The organism is Mesorhizobium sp. B2-3-2, assembly GCF_006442295.1.
Classification (GTDB): domain Bacteria; phylum Pseudomonadota; class Alphaproteobacteria; order Rhizobiales; family Rhizobiaceae; genus Mesorhizobium.
In genome coordinates this window covers 1-15191 of sequence record NZ_VFWA01000020.1, presented here as the reverse complement: position 1 = coordinate 15191, position 15191 = coordinate 1, and the positions used below count along the sequence as shown (strand labels likewise).

General features: G+C 65.9%; 18 protein-coding genes. 5 read left to right on the top strand and 13 right to left on the bottom strand.

The annotated features are described in order from the left end of the window. The 5 genes from FJ964_RS28060 to FJ964_RS28035 form a co-directional block, all read right to left on the bottom strand. Complete coding sequence (locus tag FJ964_RS28060; RefSeq protein ID WP_140553722.1) at positions 1 to 654, bottom strand: hypothetical protein; 654 nt, start codon at positions 652 to 654, stop codon at positions 1 to 3. 261 nt (positions 655 to 915) lie between these two features. Continuing rightward, positions 916 to 3372 carry a hypothetical protein gene (locus tag FJ964_RS28055; RefSeq protein WP_140553720.1) on the bottom strand — a complete coding sequence of 819 codons (2457 nt, stop codon included), beginning with the start codon at positions 3370 to 3372 and terminating at the stop codon, positions 916 to 918. Further along, on the bottom strand, positions 3372 to 3986 hold the full coding sequence (locus FJ964_RS28050) for a hypothetical protein (protein ID WP_140553718.1): 615 nt from the start codon (positions 3984 to 3986) through the stop codon (positions 3372 to 3374). The genes FJ964_RS28055 and FJ964_RS28050 overlap by 1 nt, the downstream gene beginning before the upstream one ends. A 302-nt stretch (positions 3987 to 4288) precedes the next feature. Then, positions 4289 to 5278 (bottom strand): Coat protein, encoded by a 990-nt coding sequence (locus tag FJ964_RS28040; protein ID WP_140553716.1) that lies wholly within the window; start codon positions 5276 to 5278, stop codon positions 4289 to 4291. Between the two features lie 45 nt (positions 5279 to 5323). Next, positions 5324 to 6235 carry a hypothetical protein gene (locus FJ964_RS28035; protein WP_140553715.1) on the bottom strand — a complete coding sequence of 304 codons (912 nt, stop codon included), beginning with the start codon at positions 6233 to 6235 and terminating at the stop codon, positions 5324 to 5326. 261 nt (positions 6236 to 6496) lie between these two features. On the opposite strand from FJ964_RS28035, the gene FJ964_RS28030 reads away from it, so the two are divergent. From FJ964_RS28030 to FJ964_RS28020, 3 genes are all read left to right on the top strand, one after another. Continuing rightward, positions 6497 to 6685, top strand: a complete 189-nt coding sequence (locus FJ964_RS28030) for a type II toxin-antitoxin system HicA family toxin (RefSeq protein WP_140553713.1) — start codon at positions 6497 to 6499, stop codon at positions 6683 to 6685. Positions 6686 to 6689: 4 nt separating this feature from the next. Further along, positions 6690 to 7085, top strand: a complete 396-nt coding sequence (locus tag FJ964_RS28025) for a type II toxin-antitoxin system HicB family antitoxin (RefSeq protein WP_140553711.1) — start codon at positions 6690 to 6692, stop codon at positions 7083 to 7085. A gap of 186 nt (positions 7086 to 7271) precedes the next feature. Continuing rightward, positions 7272 to 7586 (top strand): YMGG-like glycine zipper-containing protein, encoded by a 315-nt coding sequence (locus FJ964_RS28020; protein WP_140553709.1) that lies wholly within the window; start codon positions 7272 to 7274, stop codon positions 7584 to 7586. Between the two features lie 134 nt (positions 7587 to 7720). Here the strand turns inward: FJ964_RS28020 and FJ964_RS28015 are convergent, their stop codons facing one another. After that, complete coding sequence (locus tag FJ964_RS28015; protein ID WP_140553707.1) at positions 7721 to 8044, bottom strand: hypothetical protein; 324 nt, start codon at positions 8042 to 8044, stop codon at positions 7721 to 7723. Then, positions 8041 to 9816: a portal protein gene (locus FJ964_RS28010; protein ID WP_140553706.1), complete on the bottom strand. Its 1776-nt coding sequence runs from the start codon at positions 9814 to 9816 to the stop codon at positions 8041 to 8043. The genes FJ964_RS28015 and FJ964_RS28010 overlap by 4 nt, the downstream gene beginning before the upstream one ends. Before the next feature lie 289 nt (positions 9817 to 10105). Here FJ964_RS28010 and FJ964_RS28000 point away from each other — a divergent pair, with 289 nt between their 5' ends. Then, a complete protein-coding gene (locus FJ964_RS28000) occupies positions 10106 to 10720 on the top strand; it encodes a methyltransferase domain-containing protein (protein WP_140553702.1) in 615 nt (204 codons plus the stop codon). Positions 10721 to 11012: 292 nt separating this feature from the next. On the opposite strand, the gene FJ964_RS31110 is transcribed toward FJ964_RS28000, so the two are convergent. Both FJ964_RS31110 and FJ964_RS27995 read right to left on the bottom strand, forming a co-directional pair. Then, positions 11013 to 11162 (bottom strand): hypothetical protein, encoded by a 150-nt coding sequence (locus FJ964_RS31110; protein ID WP_181172645.1) that lies wholly within the window; start codon positions 11160 to 11162, stop codon positions 11013 to 11015. Further along, positions 11149 to 11676, bottom strand: coding sequence for a hypothetical protein (locus tag FJ964_RS27995; protein ID WP_140553701.1), 528 nt, complete (start codon positions 11674 to 11676; stop codon positions 11149 to 11151). Before FJ964_RS27995 ends, FJ964_RS31110 begins: the two co-directional genes overlap by 14 nt. 149 nt (positions 11677 to 11825) lie before the next feature. Here FJ964_RS27995 and FJ964_RS27990 point away from each other — a divergent pair, with 149 nt between their 5' ends. Further along, on the top strand, positions 11826 to 12197 hold the full coding sequence (locus FJ964_RS27990; protein WP_140516300.1) for a nuclear transport factor 2 family protein: 372 nt from the start codon (positions 11826 to 11828) through the stop codon (positions 12195 to 12197). Between the two features lie 131 nt (positions 12198 to 12328). On the opposite strand, the gene FJ964_RS27985 is transcribed toward FJ964_RS27990, so the two are convergent. From FJ964_RS27985 to FJ964_RS27965, 4 genes are all read right to left on the bottom strand, one after another. Then, positions 12329 to 13084 (bottom strand): terminase family protein, encoded by a 756-nt coding sequence (locus FJ964_RS27985; RefSeq protein WP_140553698.1) that lies wholly within the window; start codon positions 13082 to 13084, stop codon positions 12329 to 12331. A gap of 255 nt (positions 13085 to 13339) precedes the next feature. Next, a complete protein-coding gene (locus FJ964_RS27975; protein ID WP_224713325.1) occupies positions 13340 to 14035 on the bottom strand; it encodes a terminase family protein in 696 nt (231 codons plus the stop codon). Continuing rightward, entirely contained in the window at positions 13992 to 14387 is a 396-nt protein-coding gene (locus tag FJ964_RS27970; protein WP_140553693.1) for a hypothetical protein, read from the bottom strand. The genes FJ964_RS27975 and FJ964_RS27970 overlap by 44 nt, the downstream gene beginning before the upstream one ends. After that, a complete protein-coding gene (locus FJ964_RS27965; RefSeq protein WP_140553692.1) occupies positions 14380 to 14763 on the bottom strand; it encodes a hypothetical protein in 384 nt (127 codons plus the stop codon). The genes FJ964_RS27970 and FJ964_RS27965 overlap by 8 nt, the downstream gene beginning before the upstream one ends. Between the last annotated feature and the right edge of the window lie 428 nt (positions 14764 to 15191).

The window sequence follows — 15191 nt, the reverse complement described above, 5'->3', positions numbered from 1 at the left end:
TCAGCCTCGCTCAGATGCGGCAATGGGATTTTTCCTGGCCGCCCGCGCGCCGAGCGCCGGTCGTGGGTCGAGCGCGCCGCCGGGGTTGGTGAACGACAGAAGCAGCCTGTCGGCCTGGAGCGCCGGGCGGCTGAGGCGCGCCGGCGCCGCCGCGCGCGGCCCGGCCATGGCGGCGCGGCGGGCAAGGGCCAGGTTCACCGTCAGGTCAGGCATGCCGGCGGCGTCGAACAGGCCGTTGGCGGTGGCGAGCGCGCGGGCGAGCGCATCGGCCTCGAACAATTCCTGGCGCAACAGCTCGACCAGGCGGCGCACGGCGCGCCAGCGCTCAGTCAGCACCTCCGCCCTGGCTTTCGCCTGCTCGCCCAGCGCCTCGACAGCGGCGCGCGCCTCTGCCGCGGCGGCCGCGGCACGGCATTTGTCCGCTGCCGCGATGATCTTCTCCAGCAGCGCGACGACGTCGTTACAGTCGTCCAGCGCGATGCGCGCGGCGGAGAGATCGCCGTCGCCGAAAACGGCGCGGTCCTCGGCCTGTTCGCAGCCGCGCCGGCGGGCGATCGCATCGTTGAGGTCGGTATCGAGCAAGGCGATGACGGCAGCGTATTCGGCAGCCGTCCGCGCCCTGCCGAGCTTTTCGGCATGGGGGGATGTGGTCACGGGGTGGGGTTCCTTGTGGTAGGGGTGGAGGCGGTGGAGCGCCGATCTCCCCCCTTGTGGGGGTTGAGGAGCGGTCCGCGCAGCGGACGCCCGGCAGGGCAGAGGGGGGCGCGAAGGATCGCGGCCTTGATCAAGTCACGAGCGACGAGCGCCTGATAGGAGTGGGCTGAATTGCAGACAGGCTGGCGGGACAGCGCCCCCCTCTGGCCTGCCGGCCATCTCCCCCACTAGGGGGGAGATCGGCAGCTTCAGCGCCTCCCCCTACGGCTCGGCGTCGAACACGGGCGTGAACGCCCGTATCGTGCAGGGCGTCGGGTTGACGTGGCGGATCCGCACCCTGCCCTGCCCTTCCCAGCTGTCGTCGATGGGCACCTCGACATTGCCGGTGAACAGGCTCGCCTTGCCGTCGGGCGCGACGATGGAGGGCATGCGCACGCTTTCCCAGCGGCCGCGGATCAGCGACTGCACCTGAAGCCCCGTCGTGTCGGTCTCGAGCAGGGACAGGATCACCCCCGCCACCTTCTTGCGCCGGCCGAGGATCGAGCCGTCCCGGCCGGCGACGTCGAGCTCCAGCGTGTCGGCCTGCGACTGGAACGCAAGCCCGACCTGCCATTTGGCCGCGATGGCGCCGCCGGGCAGCATCACCTGGCCGGAGGCGACCGGCAGCCCGCGATAGACCTTGCCGCCGGCCAGCACGTCGACCTTTTCGCCGTCGAGATGGCCGAGCCCGGACACGGCGTTGACGGCGGCGCCCGAATAGGTCAGGCCGCAATCGACCTGGAAGGCGTCCTCCAGCGCCCCATACTCGAACGGCGCCGTCATGATCTCGATATAGCGCCTGGTCACGCCGCCGATGGTCCGCCTGACGATCAGCCAGATGTCGTCGACCCCATCCTGGCCGGGCGTCACGACAGCGCTTTCGACGGCCGCCCAGCCGGAACCGGTGAAGGCGCCGCCGAAGCGGTGGCGGTGCATGCCGCGCACCTCCTGCGAGGGCTGGTGGGTGTAGCCGCCGAGCTCGCCATTATCGAGCGGAAACCACAGCATCGGGTCGGGGTCGGTCTGGAACGCCAGTTCGACCACGCCTTTCTTCGGGATATGTTCGGATATCTGGCCGATATCGTCGGAGGTGAAGCGGCCGGTGGAAGCCTGCGTCAGCTCGGCGATCGAGCGGCGCGAGCGTGTGACATAGAGGAACGACTGGCCGGCATCGACCGGGCGGATGCGGGCACAGCCCGATGTGCGCGAGCGCCGGTTCTTGAACGAGGACGGCGTCAACGCCTCGTCGATGCCGGAGCCGGAGAGCGCGCGGATGCCGCCGAGCGTCCCGATCAGCAGGGCGCCATCCGATTCCGCGATCCACGTGATGTCGTTCGCCTGGCCGCCGCCGGCCTGGAGGAATTCCAGCGCGTCGTCATCCTTCTCGCCCAATGCGAAATTGTTGAAATCTCCGGTGGCCGAGGCGTAGACCGAAAACTTGCGGCTGAAAGCCAGGCGCTCCTCGTAGAGCGATCCGCTTTCGACATATTTGCCGGGCACGAGCGTGCCCAGGCGCCAGCGCGATATCGGGCTGAGGTCCGGCAGGGCAAATCCATGCAGTTGGATTTTCACCGCCGTGGCGCTGGTGCGGCTGGTGATCTTGGCCCAGCGCCAGCGGCCATCGGATGCAAGCAGGCGAATGGCCCGGCCGACGTCCGAAGCCTGGAAACCGGCGCCGCCATTGATGCCGGCGGTCGACGACGCCGTGAGGTCGAACGGCGTCTGGCTCGCCGCCGCCCGGTTGAGGTTCAGTTCGGAAAACGCGCTGTCCGAGGCTCCGTTGATCGCCTTCCATGTAAAGCGGTGATATTCGAACGCCAGCTTGTTGAGGAATTCGTAGTAGCGGGTTTCGCCGCCTGACCACCCGGTCTCGCCGGTGCGGCTGTCGAGCGTCACCCATGTCGCGCCGTCATTCGATCCTTCGAGCACCCAGATCGTCGGCGTGCGGTCAACCGTCCCGCCTGTGCGTGCGGTCAGGTAGTAGTTCTCGACGATGGCCTGGGCGCCACCGGCAAGCTGGTAGGTGACCGAGCCGTTGGTGGCGCCGGCGATGCCGCTGTCCGTCTCCGTCGCCTTGTCGAAAAGTTGGTAGGCGTCCCCTGCCCCGCCCATGCCTGAGACCGTGCCCGAAGGCGCGGCGTTCGACGTCATCTTCGGCGTCAGCGCGCCGTAGTCGGCCGGCGTCAGCGTGGTCGGCGTATCGTTGATGTCGTCATAGGGCCCGTCGTCGATCGCGTAGTCGTCGAGCGTCCATGCCGTATGGGCGGTGCGCGTCAGTACCTTGAGCGGATAGTCCCTGTGGGAAATCCACATCTGGTCCGCGGACTGCACATAGTCGAGATCGAACAGGTCGGCTTCAAGATAGGGCGAGGCCACCTCGACCGTGCCGACACGCGCGCCATAGGCGTAGACGCGGATGTAAAGATTGCCGAACTCGAGCATATAGGCCTGGTCGGCCGAGAAGATGAACGGGATCGCGCGTGTTTTCTTCGCCGACGTTTTCACCTCGCCGACGAAACAGGTGCCGCCGCGCTTGCGGATGCCGCCATGCGGCAGGGTGACGAAGTTCTCGCATTTCGAGAGCGCCGCCCGGTAGAGATCGAGCGAGGCGCGCGCATGCAGGCGCGGCGAGATCTCGCCGCGGGTGAAGACGTCCTGGACCGGATAGAGCGTCGCCATCAGCGCATGATCCCCGCACCGACAAACCGGTTATCGCCGCGCTGCCGCGCCCAGCTCGATATCGAAAGCCGTCCGCCGCGCTGGATGGCCTGCGCGGTGAAGGCGGCGTCAAGCGCCCGGTCGTAGGCCGAACGCGCAATGTCGATCATCCCGGCCTTGTGCGTCAGCGGATGCGCGACCTTGATGGCGAGCGCCGCCACCAGCACTTCGGTGAACAGCGCGTCCCAGTCGTCGGGATCGGTGAGGTTGGCGACATAGCGGATGGTCAGCGGTCCCGCCCGGTCGCTATAGACCAGCCCCGCCTCCTGCCGCCACGAGATCGCAACACCGTCCGGCTCGCCATTGTGGGTAAGCGGCAGCGGGCGAAGGCAATCGACGGGGAGTTCATAGGCAAAGTTGAGCGTGCAGGCGCCGCTGCCGGTATCGCTGCCGGCCACGGATGCCGAAAGGATGGCGAACACCCAGGCGTATTTCGTCAGCTCGGCTTCGCGCGTCAGGTCGAAATGCACATTGAGCAAGCGCGCGGCCTTGATGTCCTGGTCAAGGCTGTCGATCGGCGCCTCGTCGAGGACAGCCAGCGCCATGTTGGCGATGTCGGTCGGGGTTATGGCCATGGGTCAGCGCCTCCGTGGGTTGTGATTGCGGCATGAAAAAAGCCGCTCGAAGCGGCTTGGCGTGGTTGTTGGCGCCCTACGGCGCCCCCCTCTGTCCTGCCGGACATCTCCCCCACGAGGGGGGAGATTGGCGGTTCGAGCGCCAGCGCACATTCTTGCAACGGTGGAGATCAGCGAAGGCCGGCGTGACAGCGATCTCCCCCCTTGTGGGGGAGATGTCCGGCAGGACAGAGGGGGGGCGCGAAGGAATGCAGCCTTTGAAAAAGGGCGGCGCCAAAGGCCCCGCCCTTTCGCCGAGGCGCCTACGCTTCCGTGGTCTTCAGCGCGATGAACGTCATGGTCTTGACGCTCGACGCCGTGCGGTCCCAGTTCGCCGCCAGCGCCAGCTCCGCATCGGTGGCGAATTCGCCGGCGGTGGAGGCGTCGAGGAAGCGCGTGCCGGGAACGTGCGGCACGAAATGCCGGCGGCCGACCATTTCCGTCACCCCGCCGCCATGGCCCTGGCGCGGCTTGCGGTCGAACTCCAGCGGCCCGCCTTCGGTGTTGACGGGCAGCTCGTTCCACAGGATCGCCTTGTCCTTGAACATGAACGCGGTGTAGACGCCGCCCGCCTGCGGGATGTCGTCGTCGACCACGCAGCGCAGCCCCATATAGTAGGGAATGAGCGGCCCGCCCTGCTGCGAGGACGGCACATAGTCGATGAGGTCGGCGAGCTTCAGCGCCTTCATCTGCTTGGAATGCATCCAGAGGGTGCGGAACTTGTCGGCGCGGTCGCCCATCAGGTAGGCCGCCTCGATGATGTCGGTGTCGACGATGGAGGCGCCGGTGGCGCGCACCAGGTCGCCGCCGTCATTGGCCAGATTGTCGGCGACGACGCCTTTGAGCATGCCGAGCAGGGTCAGCTTGTTGGCGCGCTGCCAGTACTCGGTCTGCCGCTTGACGATCAGCTTCTGCGGATCGTCGCCGGCCAGGATCGACGTCAGGTCGGGAACGCCCCAGGCCTGGGCGCGGACGTTGCGGGCGGCGACCTCGCGGCGCGAGCCGATCTTCTTCATCTCGATGGAATCGGCCGGATCGTCATTGACCGGCTCGGACGGGTCGTTGCCGAGATCCTTCCAGCCGGGCATGTCGACGGAACGGCCGCCCATCGACAGTTTGGACGAGATGGCCGGATCGGAAAACAGGATGCCGGCCTGGTAGATTTCGAGCGACTGGACGTGTTCCTCGAAAGCGTATTGGGCATAAACGGACGGAACGATCGCGTCCGCGATACGGGTATAGGCGTCTGCCATTTTGTCTTTCCTTTGAGAGATTGATCGGCGGCTGATGCGTCGGGATCAGAGGGGGTTGTTCGGCATCCAGAGATCCGGGTTTTCGCCCGCTTCCCTGGCCAGCCGCCGGGCGCGTTGAGGGTCGCTTTTGACAAGGGCTGAAATCGCCGAAACGTTGCGCTCGCCGGCGGCGTTGCGCCGGAAGGGATTTTGCCCCCGCGGCGCCGCGTCGGCGTCGATCGTGTCTTCGCGGAACATCGCCTCGCCGATCGCCTGGAAGGCCCTGGCGATCTGCGGATCGGTCAGGGCGCCGTCGGGCAGAAGGATGCCCTTCTGCTTGTAGGCATCGACCAGGCCGAGCTTCTTCATCGCCCGGTTGGCGACCTCCAGCTTCTGGCGAAAGCCGTCGCTGTCGGTCGGTCCCCAGTCCCTGGCGAGGTCGTCATGGGTGGCTTCGACCGAGCGGGCGAGCGCTGCCTGCTGGGCCGCCGCCTGCTCGGCCATGTAGCCGACGAACCTGTCATGGTAGGCCTGGGCGATCTTCGGCGAAGCACCCGCTTCGACCGCCCAGGCCTTGGACGCATTGGCGAGTTCGTCCGAATAGGCGAAGTCTTCCGGCAAGCCTTCCGGCCGCCGGTATTCGACCTTTTCGGGCGATGTCAGCGGACGCATCGCCTCGGGCAGCCGGGCATGAAACTTGTCCCAGTCTTCCCGAGGCGCGTCCGCGGCTGGAACGCGCAGGCTTTCGCCTTGCCGCCGCTCCAGTTCCGCATAGGATGTGAAAACCCGATCGAGGCTTTCAGGCTTGGTCCAGCCCTTGGCTTCAGCAAGCTTGCGGTTGCCTTCGGAAAGACCGTCAAACCAACTTTTGGCGGAAGGCGCGGCGGACCCGTTGTCCGCGCCTGCCGGTGGCCTTACTGGGTTGCCCGCCGGCTGCGATACGGCAGCCACGGACCCGGCGTTTGCCAGATCTGTCATGTGATGGTTCCTTTGTAAGGGGTTAGAAAATGAGCCGGCGGCAAGGCTGCCAATCTCCCCCACGAGGGGGAGGTGCCGGTCCACCCTCCGCAGCTGCAGCGGAGGACGGGCAGGACACAGGGGGCGCGAAGAAACTCGGCGTTCGCGTTTACCTACAAGGCGCCTTCATCGATCCGCGCTGACTTTGACGGAAAGGCTGGCGGGGACAGGCAGCGCGATCTCTATCGACAGACACTTGAACTGTGTGTATCCATACACAACATGAAGAGCTCCGACATCATCGTCAGATTGACCGCCGATGGATGGTTCGAAGTGGCTCGAAAAGGCAGTCATGCTCAGTTCAAGCACACGACCAAGCCGGGTCGGGTTACGGTTCCGCATCCCAAACGGGATGTCCCGATCGGCACGCTGAAGAGCATCGAAAAGCAATCCGGTCTCAAGTTGAGGTAGAGAGATGCGCCAATATATCGGACTGATACACAAGGAAGCAGACAGCGATTTCGGCGTCTCTTTCCCCGATTTTCCCGGCGTGGTGACTGCCGGCACGACACTGGACGACGCCCGTGCCATGGCGCAGGAAGCGCTCGCCTTTCATGTCGATGGTCTGGTCGAGGATGGCGAGGCCATTCCCGAGCCCTCGTCGCTCGAGCAAGTGATGGCGGACAAGGATAATCTTACCGGCGTTGCCGTTCTGATCCCTCTGAAGATCGAGACAACGAGGGTGGTACGGGTCAACGTCACCATTCCCGAAGATGTCCTCGGCGAGATTGACGAATATGCAAGACGACACGGCTACAGCCGTTCCGGATTTCTGACCGCCGCCGCCAGGAAGATTATCGAGGCGGCATAGGCCGGCTGAATCATTTTGCCAGGAAGCGGTGCTAGCGCCTTGTTCGAAAGAGGTGTTTCGCGTCCTCGGTCCATCAACACCCGAGAAACCATGTCTTATATCGTGAGAGCCTGTGCCGCCGTTCCGCCGCAATGCGGCCGCACTTGGCGATCGATAGGGATCTCAGATCTTCAAGGGAGACGTCACATGAACATTCACAAAGCCATAGCCGCCGTTTTGATGACCGCCGCGCTGGCGGGCTGCGCGCAGACGGAAGGCCAGCAGCGGGCCGGAACCGGTGCGCTGATCGGCGGCGCCGGCGGCGCCCTCGTCGGCCAGGCCATCGGCGGCAACACCAAGAGCACTGTCATCGGCGCGGCCAGCGGCGCGCTGCTCGGCGCTGTCGTCGGCTCGGCCACCACCCCGCAGCGCCGCGGCGAACAGCTCTGCCGCTACCAGGACCGCCGCGGCCGCATCTACACCGCGCCTTGCGACGACCGGTACTACAACGGCAATTATTGAATCACCGGCGGCCAGACCGCCAATCTCCCCCCTTGTGGGGGAGATGTCCGGCAGGACAGAGGGGGGCGCCGTAGGGCGCCGACCTCGATCGTCGCCGAACCTTGAACAAGGGTGAGATCGGCGGCTTCAGCGCCTCACCTCCCCTCCGCCCTCGCCGCCTTCTCCAGCGCCACGAGCTGCGCCTCGTCCAGCGTCAGGAAACCCATTATGTGCTGCACCACTTCGGCGCGGGCGTTGCTGAGCGCGCTGTGCAGTTCGAAGCCGTTGGGCGTCCTGGTCCGCGCCATCCACTCGCCGTATGACGGGCGCCTGAAATAGCCGACCGTCGCCGCGAGATCGGCCAGCACCATTTCGCCGTCCTCGCCGGAAAAGACGCGCAGATAGGCCTTGGCGAGCGCCTCGCGCGCCTTGGCGGGGCCGCCGTTCTGCGACGCGTGGGCGAAGCGTTTGCGGCTCATGGGCGCTGTCCGGCCGGCATCGCGCCCTGGGCGCCGGCATCGGGTGCCGGCCCATCGGCCGCGCCGCCCCCCAGCATGCCTTGCAATCCCTCGAACAGGCCGCTGTCGCGCGCCTGCACGGCCGCCGGCACGGCGTCCTTGGCCACCTTGCCGGCGGTGGCGAGCGCCGCCATCGCGGCCTGCGCCTGGCTGGCCTTGGCCCTCGTGTCGCGCAGGCCCGTCACCTCGTCCTTGCGGCGGAAGATGCGCTGCGGGCTGCGGCCGGCGCTCTGCACGACGCGGAGCGCCTCGTCGCTGTCGATATTGTCCATCACATCGGGGTCGAACTGCGCCATCTGCATGGCCGTGGTCACCAACTGGATGGTGTCGCGCGCTTCCGCCGAGCGGCGCAAGACATCGAGCGGACCGGTGAAGGTCGGCCGCACCGCCTTGCCCGCCAGGCTCGCCGGCGGCAGGAAGCGGCTGTCCTCGTCATAGAGGCCCTTGTCCTCCAATATGCCGAGCTCGCGGTCGAGATTGGTGGCAAAGCCCGCCTGGATGATCGAGCCCGACGGCCCGAGCAGCGCGCCCTTCTCCTCCTGGCGGATCAGCGCCTCGGTGGCGGTCATCTGCGGGTTCTGCACCAGCGTCTGGAACAGATTGACGAACATCATGTCGCGGATCTCCTCCGCCCGGCTGGCCGCATAGTCGAAGGCGTAGCTCGGGTTCTGGCCGGTGGTGATCGGCGCGATCAGCGGCCTTCCATTGTCGTCGATCAGGCCCGGATAATTCTCGCCCGGATTGAGCACCGGCACATAGTCGAGCCTGGCCTTCGACGCCGTCGGCGGATCGGTGATCTGCTGGAGCGCGCGCAGGCCCGAGCGGCGTACCGCGTTTTCCTCGCGCACGGTCGTCAGGGCCTCGATGGTCGGCGAGATGCCGTAGGCGTCGCCCTCGTAGCGGCGCCAGTTGAAGGCCGACACCGGGAAGGTGCGAAAACCGCTCTCGCGCACGATCTCCTCCTCGTCCTCGATGACGTGGTAGGAGGCAAAGGCGGCGTCGAGATAGCGGTAGCTTCCGCCCGATCGGTACATGCGGCGCTCGTCGCGCGGCTGGATGCACTGGATGAGCGCGATCTTCTCCTCGCATTTGGCGGGGTCGTCGACCAGCGTCCTGATGCGCGCCGGCAGTTTTTCGTAGCCGAGCAACTGCGCCGCCTGGCGCGCGGTGCGTTCGTAGCGGCGGTGGAAGATGTCGACCTGGCCCCAGCGGTTGCGCGACAGATAGCCTTCCACCACCGGGATCGAGGCATAGCGGATCAGCGTCGAACCGAACCCTTCCTCGGCATAGAGATAGGCCGGGCCGTAGCGCACGACATTGCGCAGGCAGGCCTGCGTCGCCGGTACGAAATTGGAATTGGCGGAGTAGCGCAGCGAAAACAGGAAGTCGCGCAGGTTTTCCGCCCATTCCTTTTCCTCGTCGGTCTCCTCGTCGTCCATCTCGGCGGTGGTCAGCCCGTGCCATTTCTCCGACTGCGGGATGATCAGGCTTTCGAGCCCCGCCGCCAGCCGGTTGGCGGCCGAGTTGATGGTGTTGGCATAGACGCGGGCGCCGCGCCGCTCCTGCCGCTCGGCCTGGCTGTCGCCGCGGCGGGCACCGCGCCCGGACAGGATATCGGGCGCATCGGGATCGCAGAACTCCGCCACCGCCTCCCAGACGGGCTCGTAGGCGGCGCGCTCGCTCTCGAGCTCGGACTGGCGGGAAAGAATATCGCGGGCACGGGAATCGGTCATTTCAATCTCGCTTGTTTGGGCGCCGAACCGGAAGCTGCCGATCTCCCCCCTCGTGGGGGAGATGTCCGGCAGGACAGAGGGGGGCGCTGTCCCGCCGGCCTGTCCAGCAAATCGTCATGGAATTCCAAGGTTGTCCTGGCTCGAAATCGCAAAGGCTGGCGTTCTGTCGCGCCCCCCTCTGCCCTGCCGGGCATCTCCCCCACGAGGGGGGAGATTGCCGATCCTGTCATCTTTTGCCCACTTGGCCGGGCTAGGCTGTCCCTGGCGGCGGGCGTCTGAGGAGGTCGAAGTGACGACAAGCCTTGCCGGCACCGTGAAAAATCGCAGCAAGCAGGCGGTCAAGCGCCTGATCGGCTACGATTCCCGCAACTGGCTGCGCATCCGCCAGATCGAAGCCTTCACAACCTTCCTGACGGCTGCCAACCGCAAATCGCGCGACGTGATCGAGATCTCGCCCGGCTGGAACCGCTACTGGAAGGCGATGTGCCCCAACTATCGCTCGGTCGACTTCCCCGATTTCGACATCTGCAAGGATCGCACCGACGAGCAATACTCCATCGTCATCGCCGATCAGGTGCTGGAGCATGTACAGCGGCCGCAGGCGGCCGCGCGGAACATCCACGCCATGACCCGCGAGGGCGGCTGGGCGATGGTGGCGACGCCCTTCCTGTTTCGCGTCCATGCCAGGCCGCACGACTATAACAGGTGGACGCCGGCCGGCCTGAAGCAGTTGATGGTCGATGGCGGCTTCGCCGAGGACAACGTCCAGGCGTTCGGCTGGGGCAACAAGGCCTGCGCCCGCGCCCACATAGGCGGCCCGGTCCGCGCCTACGGCCTGTGGCGGGACCTCAGCAACGACGAGGAATACCCGATGATGGTCTGGGCGTTCGCGAAGAAGGGGTGAGCGGTGGAAGCTGCCAATCTCCCCCCTCGTGGGGGAGATGGCCGGCAGGCCAGAGGGGGGCGCTCTCCCGCCGACCTGTCAGCTGAATGGTCGATCTCTCAAGCCATCGCAGGTTGAAAACTGAGAGGTCGGCGTTCCTTCACGCCCCCCTCTGCCCTGCCGGGCATCTCCCCCACGAGGGGGGAGATTGGCAGCGTTCACCCGCCACGCCGCTTCACCAACCTTGCATGCCGTCTCCAGTACCACCAGTCCAGCACGCGCTTCCTGAAACTGCGCTTCATTGCGGTCATGGTCACATCCCCAGGAGCACACGGCGCTGGCCGGCGAGGCTGCCGGGCGCCAGATCGGTCTTGATGGTGCTCGCCGTGCCCTGGCGCTGTTCGAGTTCAGCCCGAAGTGCGGCTTCGCGCGCCTGCACGTCCTTGTCCTCAGCCGTCGGCACTGCCGGCAGCGGTTTCAGTTCCGGTGGTTTTTGAAACAGACACATGGTTCCAGCCTTCTCTTGTCCAGTCGTAAAGGAAAAAATCTTCGCCGTTCCTGCCATATCCGGGCAGCAGGCAGCGCTGCGAGGCGCCGAGCCGCCCAAGCCAGCGCAGCGCCAGTTCATTGCCGGCCAGCGCCCGCGCCTCGACCCGCCAGGCGCCGCGGGCGGAAACCTGCGGCCCGAGCACAGTGTGAAAAAATCCGGTGATGCCGGGCACGCAACGCTTCATGCGGCGCGTGCCCCAGCTCCAGGCGATCCACAGCCCGCTCCGCTGCTCGGCAGCGCCAAAACCGGCCTCCGGATTGCCGTCGAGCTCGGCCACATAGGCAAGTCCTTGCAGCGCCGTAAGCGCCAGCAGCGCGGGCGACCATTGATCGAGCTGGCAATCGATCTCGGCCCGGTCCTCGGGCCGCAAATTGGCGGCGATGTAGGAGAGATCGCGCAGGGTGGCGGGGACGATGCGGAGGGTCATGCGGATGCCAGAGCCCCGGGATACGGTTCATCTATGTGAGTGCAGCGTGAAGAATTCACGCCCTTGACCGGTCTCCTAGCCGGTGACCTACTTCGACCATCGAATGCGGGAGCAAGACATCGGTCATCCAATTGAAGGGAGACGGGCGAATGGACATTCGATCGACGCTGACGCAGCTATGCGAGGCCTTCAACGCGCACGATCTCGATCGGATCATGGCGTTCTTTTCCGACGACTGCATCCTGGAGATGCCGAGAGGAGGCAAGCCCTGGGGCTCTCGTTTCGAGGGCAAGGCAAACGTACGGAAAGCACTGGCGACACGCTTTGAAGGCTTGCCGGATGTCCACTACGGCAACGCCGAACATTTTGTGGATTCGACCGCCGATACCGGCATCTCGAAATGGACCCTCACCGGCACCACACGCGAGGGGGAGAAAAAGGAGGTCCGGGGTTGCGACTTCTACACGTTTCGCGACGGCAAGGTGATCCGCAAGGATTCTTACTGGAAAATCCTGGAGTAGGCGCAGGGCAAGCGCAGCGAGAGCTATCGGGCCGGCGCTGGAGCACTCGTTTACTCAGCGAGAATTGCGCCGCCGCAACGCTCCGAAGTCACGGTGGGATCGTTGCCCGAGAATGACGAAATGTGGCGAGCCTACCGAAACGCCCCCAGCGGATCGCTCTGGCCCTTCGCCCGCCTCGCCGCCCTGAACTCCGCCGGATCCACCATCGCCTCGCGCAGCATCATCACGCCATAACGCGTCGCCGCCATCAAATCGTCGCGCAGTTTCACCACCTGGCCGTCCTTGCGATGGTAGAGCCGGAACTCCTCGAACCATGGGACAAGCGTCGAAAACACCTTGAAGCGGCCGGATTGCATGCGGTCGAGCATCTCCATCAGCCCGGCCTCAACCGAGACGGAGCCGTCGGGGAATTGCGCGTGGCGGGTCAGCATGTTCAACCCATGCGCGGCATATTGCTTGGCGAGCGCCGTGCCCGCCCCTTCCAGCGTCTCGCGGCGGCCGTCGCGCGGCCACGCCCAGGGCAGCCATTCGCCCCAGGGTTTCAGGGTCAGCGCCTGCATGGCCGGCGTCTGCTGCGAGGCGCGTGCGGCCTTGGCGACATAGACGACATCGGCCTCCGTATCCCAGGCGAGCTCGACGGCGGCGGAAGGGTGATCCCAGCCGAAATCGAGCGCTCCGATGCGCGGCCAGTAGCGTGGCAGCCGGAACGGCGCGCAGGCAATCAACTCCTCCGCCACCGGAAAGATGCGGCCGGACCCCAGCACCGGAATGCCGCGAGCCCGCGCTTCGCGCTCATGTTCGGGATAGGCGGCGACGATCGCCGCGCGCTCCTGCGGCGAATAATGCTCGGCATCGTCGATGGTCATGAAGGTGACGTGACGGGACATTGGGGAGGTATCCAAGATAAATCAGGAGAGGAGAATAGGTGTTAGATTTCGCAGGAAGTTTTGGACAGAGAGGCGCGGCCGGCGGTCGCTTCACCTTCTCCCCTTGTGGGAGAAGGTGGCCTCGCGAAGCGAGGTCGGATGAGGGGTGTTCCAGGGAACGCCAACGCCTCACTCCGCTGGAGCACCCCTCAACCGTCTCGGCGCTGCGCGCCGATCCACCTTCTCCCACAAGGGGAGAAGGAAAGGCACGCTCCATCACCCCTTCCCCAACCCCTCCACCTCCGCCGCGCTCAAGAACAGCAGCACCACGTCGCTCATCCCCAGCAGCGGCGTGAAGGTGACGATGGTGATCCCGCCGGTGGCATTGGTGCGGGTCAGGCCCTCGGAATAGATGTCGAGCGGCGGTTCCTCGTCGAACCAGACGCCGTGCAGTGTCTCGCCCTGCCATTTCTCGCGGCCTTTCTCGAAACTCTTGAACGACAGCACGCTCTCGCCGGCCTGCACGTCGCCGCCGCCGCCATGGCGCACCACGACGCTGTCGAGCGCGCCCGGCGCGCCACGGCCCATCATTGTGTCGACGATCGCATCGGCCGGGATCATGCCGGTGCCCCATTCAGCCTGCCGCTGCGGCGGGCCGACCAGCACGCGCTGCGGATTGTCGCGCGTGCCCTCGCCGGTGACGCCGGCGGCCCACAGCCGCACGGGCGCATCGAAAACCTTGCCTTGCCACCACGCGGGATAGCGGCCCGTCAGGTGCATCGCCCATTCGGCGCCGCCGGCGCGGGTCTTGCCGAGCTGGTTGCCGGCCATGAACAGCCGCTCGCGGTGGGTGGCGCCTGCGGCGTGGAACGCCGCCTGCCTGGCATAGGGCCGGTAGGCGGCAAGCTGGTTGGTACGGCGCCTGCGGTCAAGCTCCGCCAGCAGCGCCAGATATTCCGTTCTCGCCGCCATCGGCGATGTCTTCGAGGAACGGTTTGACCGCGGCTTCGAGCGCGCGGATGCGGCGGCGGATCTCTTCATCGCTCAAGGCATCCAGATGGTTGACGGCGGCATCGAAATCCTTGGGCAGCACCGAAAGCACGATCTTCAGATACTGGTCCGGCTTGTCGGCCCGCACTTCGGCGATGACGCCGGCGCCATGGGCGCGGAAATCGGCGCGCACGGCGGCAAGAAAGTCGTCGCCCAGCGTTTTCTTCGGGCGTTTGAGGCGGGTCTCCGGCGCGGCCTCCCGGCCTGCGCTCCGCCCGGCGGCCGGCTTGCGCCCCTTGCCGCGCACCGGCACAGCGGCGGTTTCGTCAGCCATGGCCCGTCACCGCTTCGCCGGCATCGACACGGGCCTTGGCCTTCGACGACACGGACTTGACCGACCGGACCCGCTTCTTCGAACGAGCGGATTTCTTCCTGGCTTTCCTGGCGCCCTTCGGCCGCCCCGCAGGCTTCGCGGTGCCCGGCAGGCCCTTCAGGCCCGCCATTGCGAGGCCGATGGCGCCGCTATGAATCGCCGGCTGCGGGAAAGCGAAGCCGCCGGCCGCGTCCCGCGCCATGCCGATCAGCACGCCGGGCGCGACCTGCTCGATCCGGCCCAGCCGCGGCCGCGGCGCCGCACCCTCGAATTCGCCAATGGCGCTGACGACCTCGAGGCCGTCATCGCCGGTGATGATGGTGGCATAGCGTGGCATGGCTGTTCTCGCAGATAATCGTCAGGATCGAAACGTCGCATTCCTTCGCGCCCCCTCTGTCCTGCCGGACATCTCCCCCACGAGGGGGGAGATCGACTGTCGCTATCGCTGTCGCCAATCTCCTGCTTTGCAGGAATGAGCGATACGCTGAAGCTGCCAATCTCCCCACTTGAGGGGGAAATGTCCGGCAGGACAGAGGGGGGCGCCGTAGAGCGCCATCGTTCGAGGAGAAGGCAAAACCAAAAACACAAAACCCGCCTCGGGGGCGGGTCATCGGCGCAACTCAGCACCATAGATAGAAACATAGCATAGTTGCCTTCACCCCGTCAACAGCTTTTAGGAAAAAACTCTTAATTATATACTTGACGTACCATCTGCGATTTGCGATAACGAATCCAAGGAGTTACCGCAATGTTCGATCTGACCGC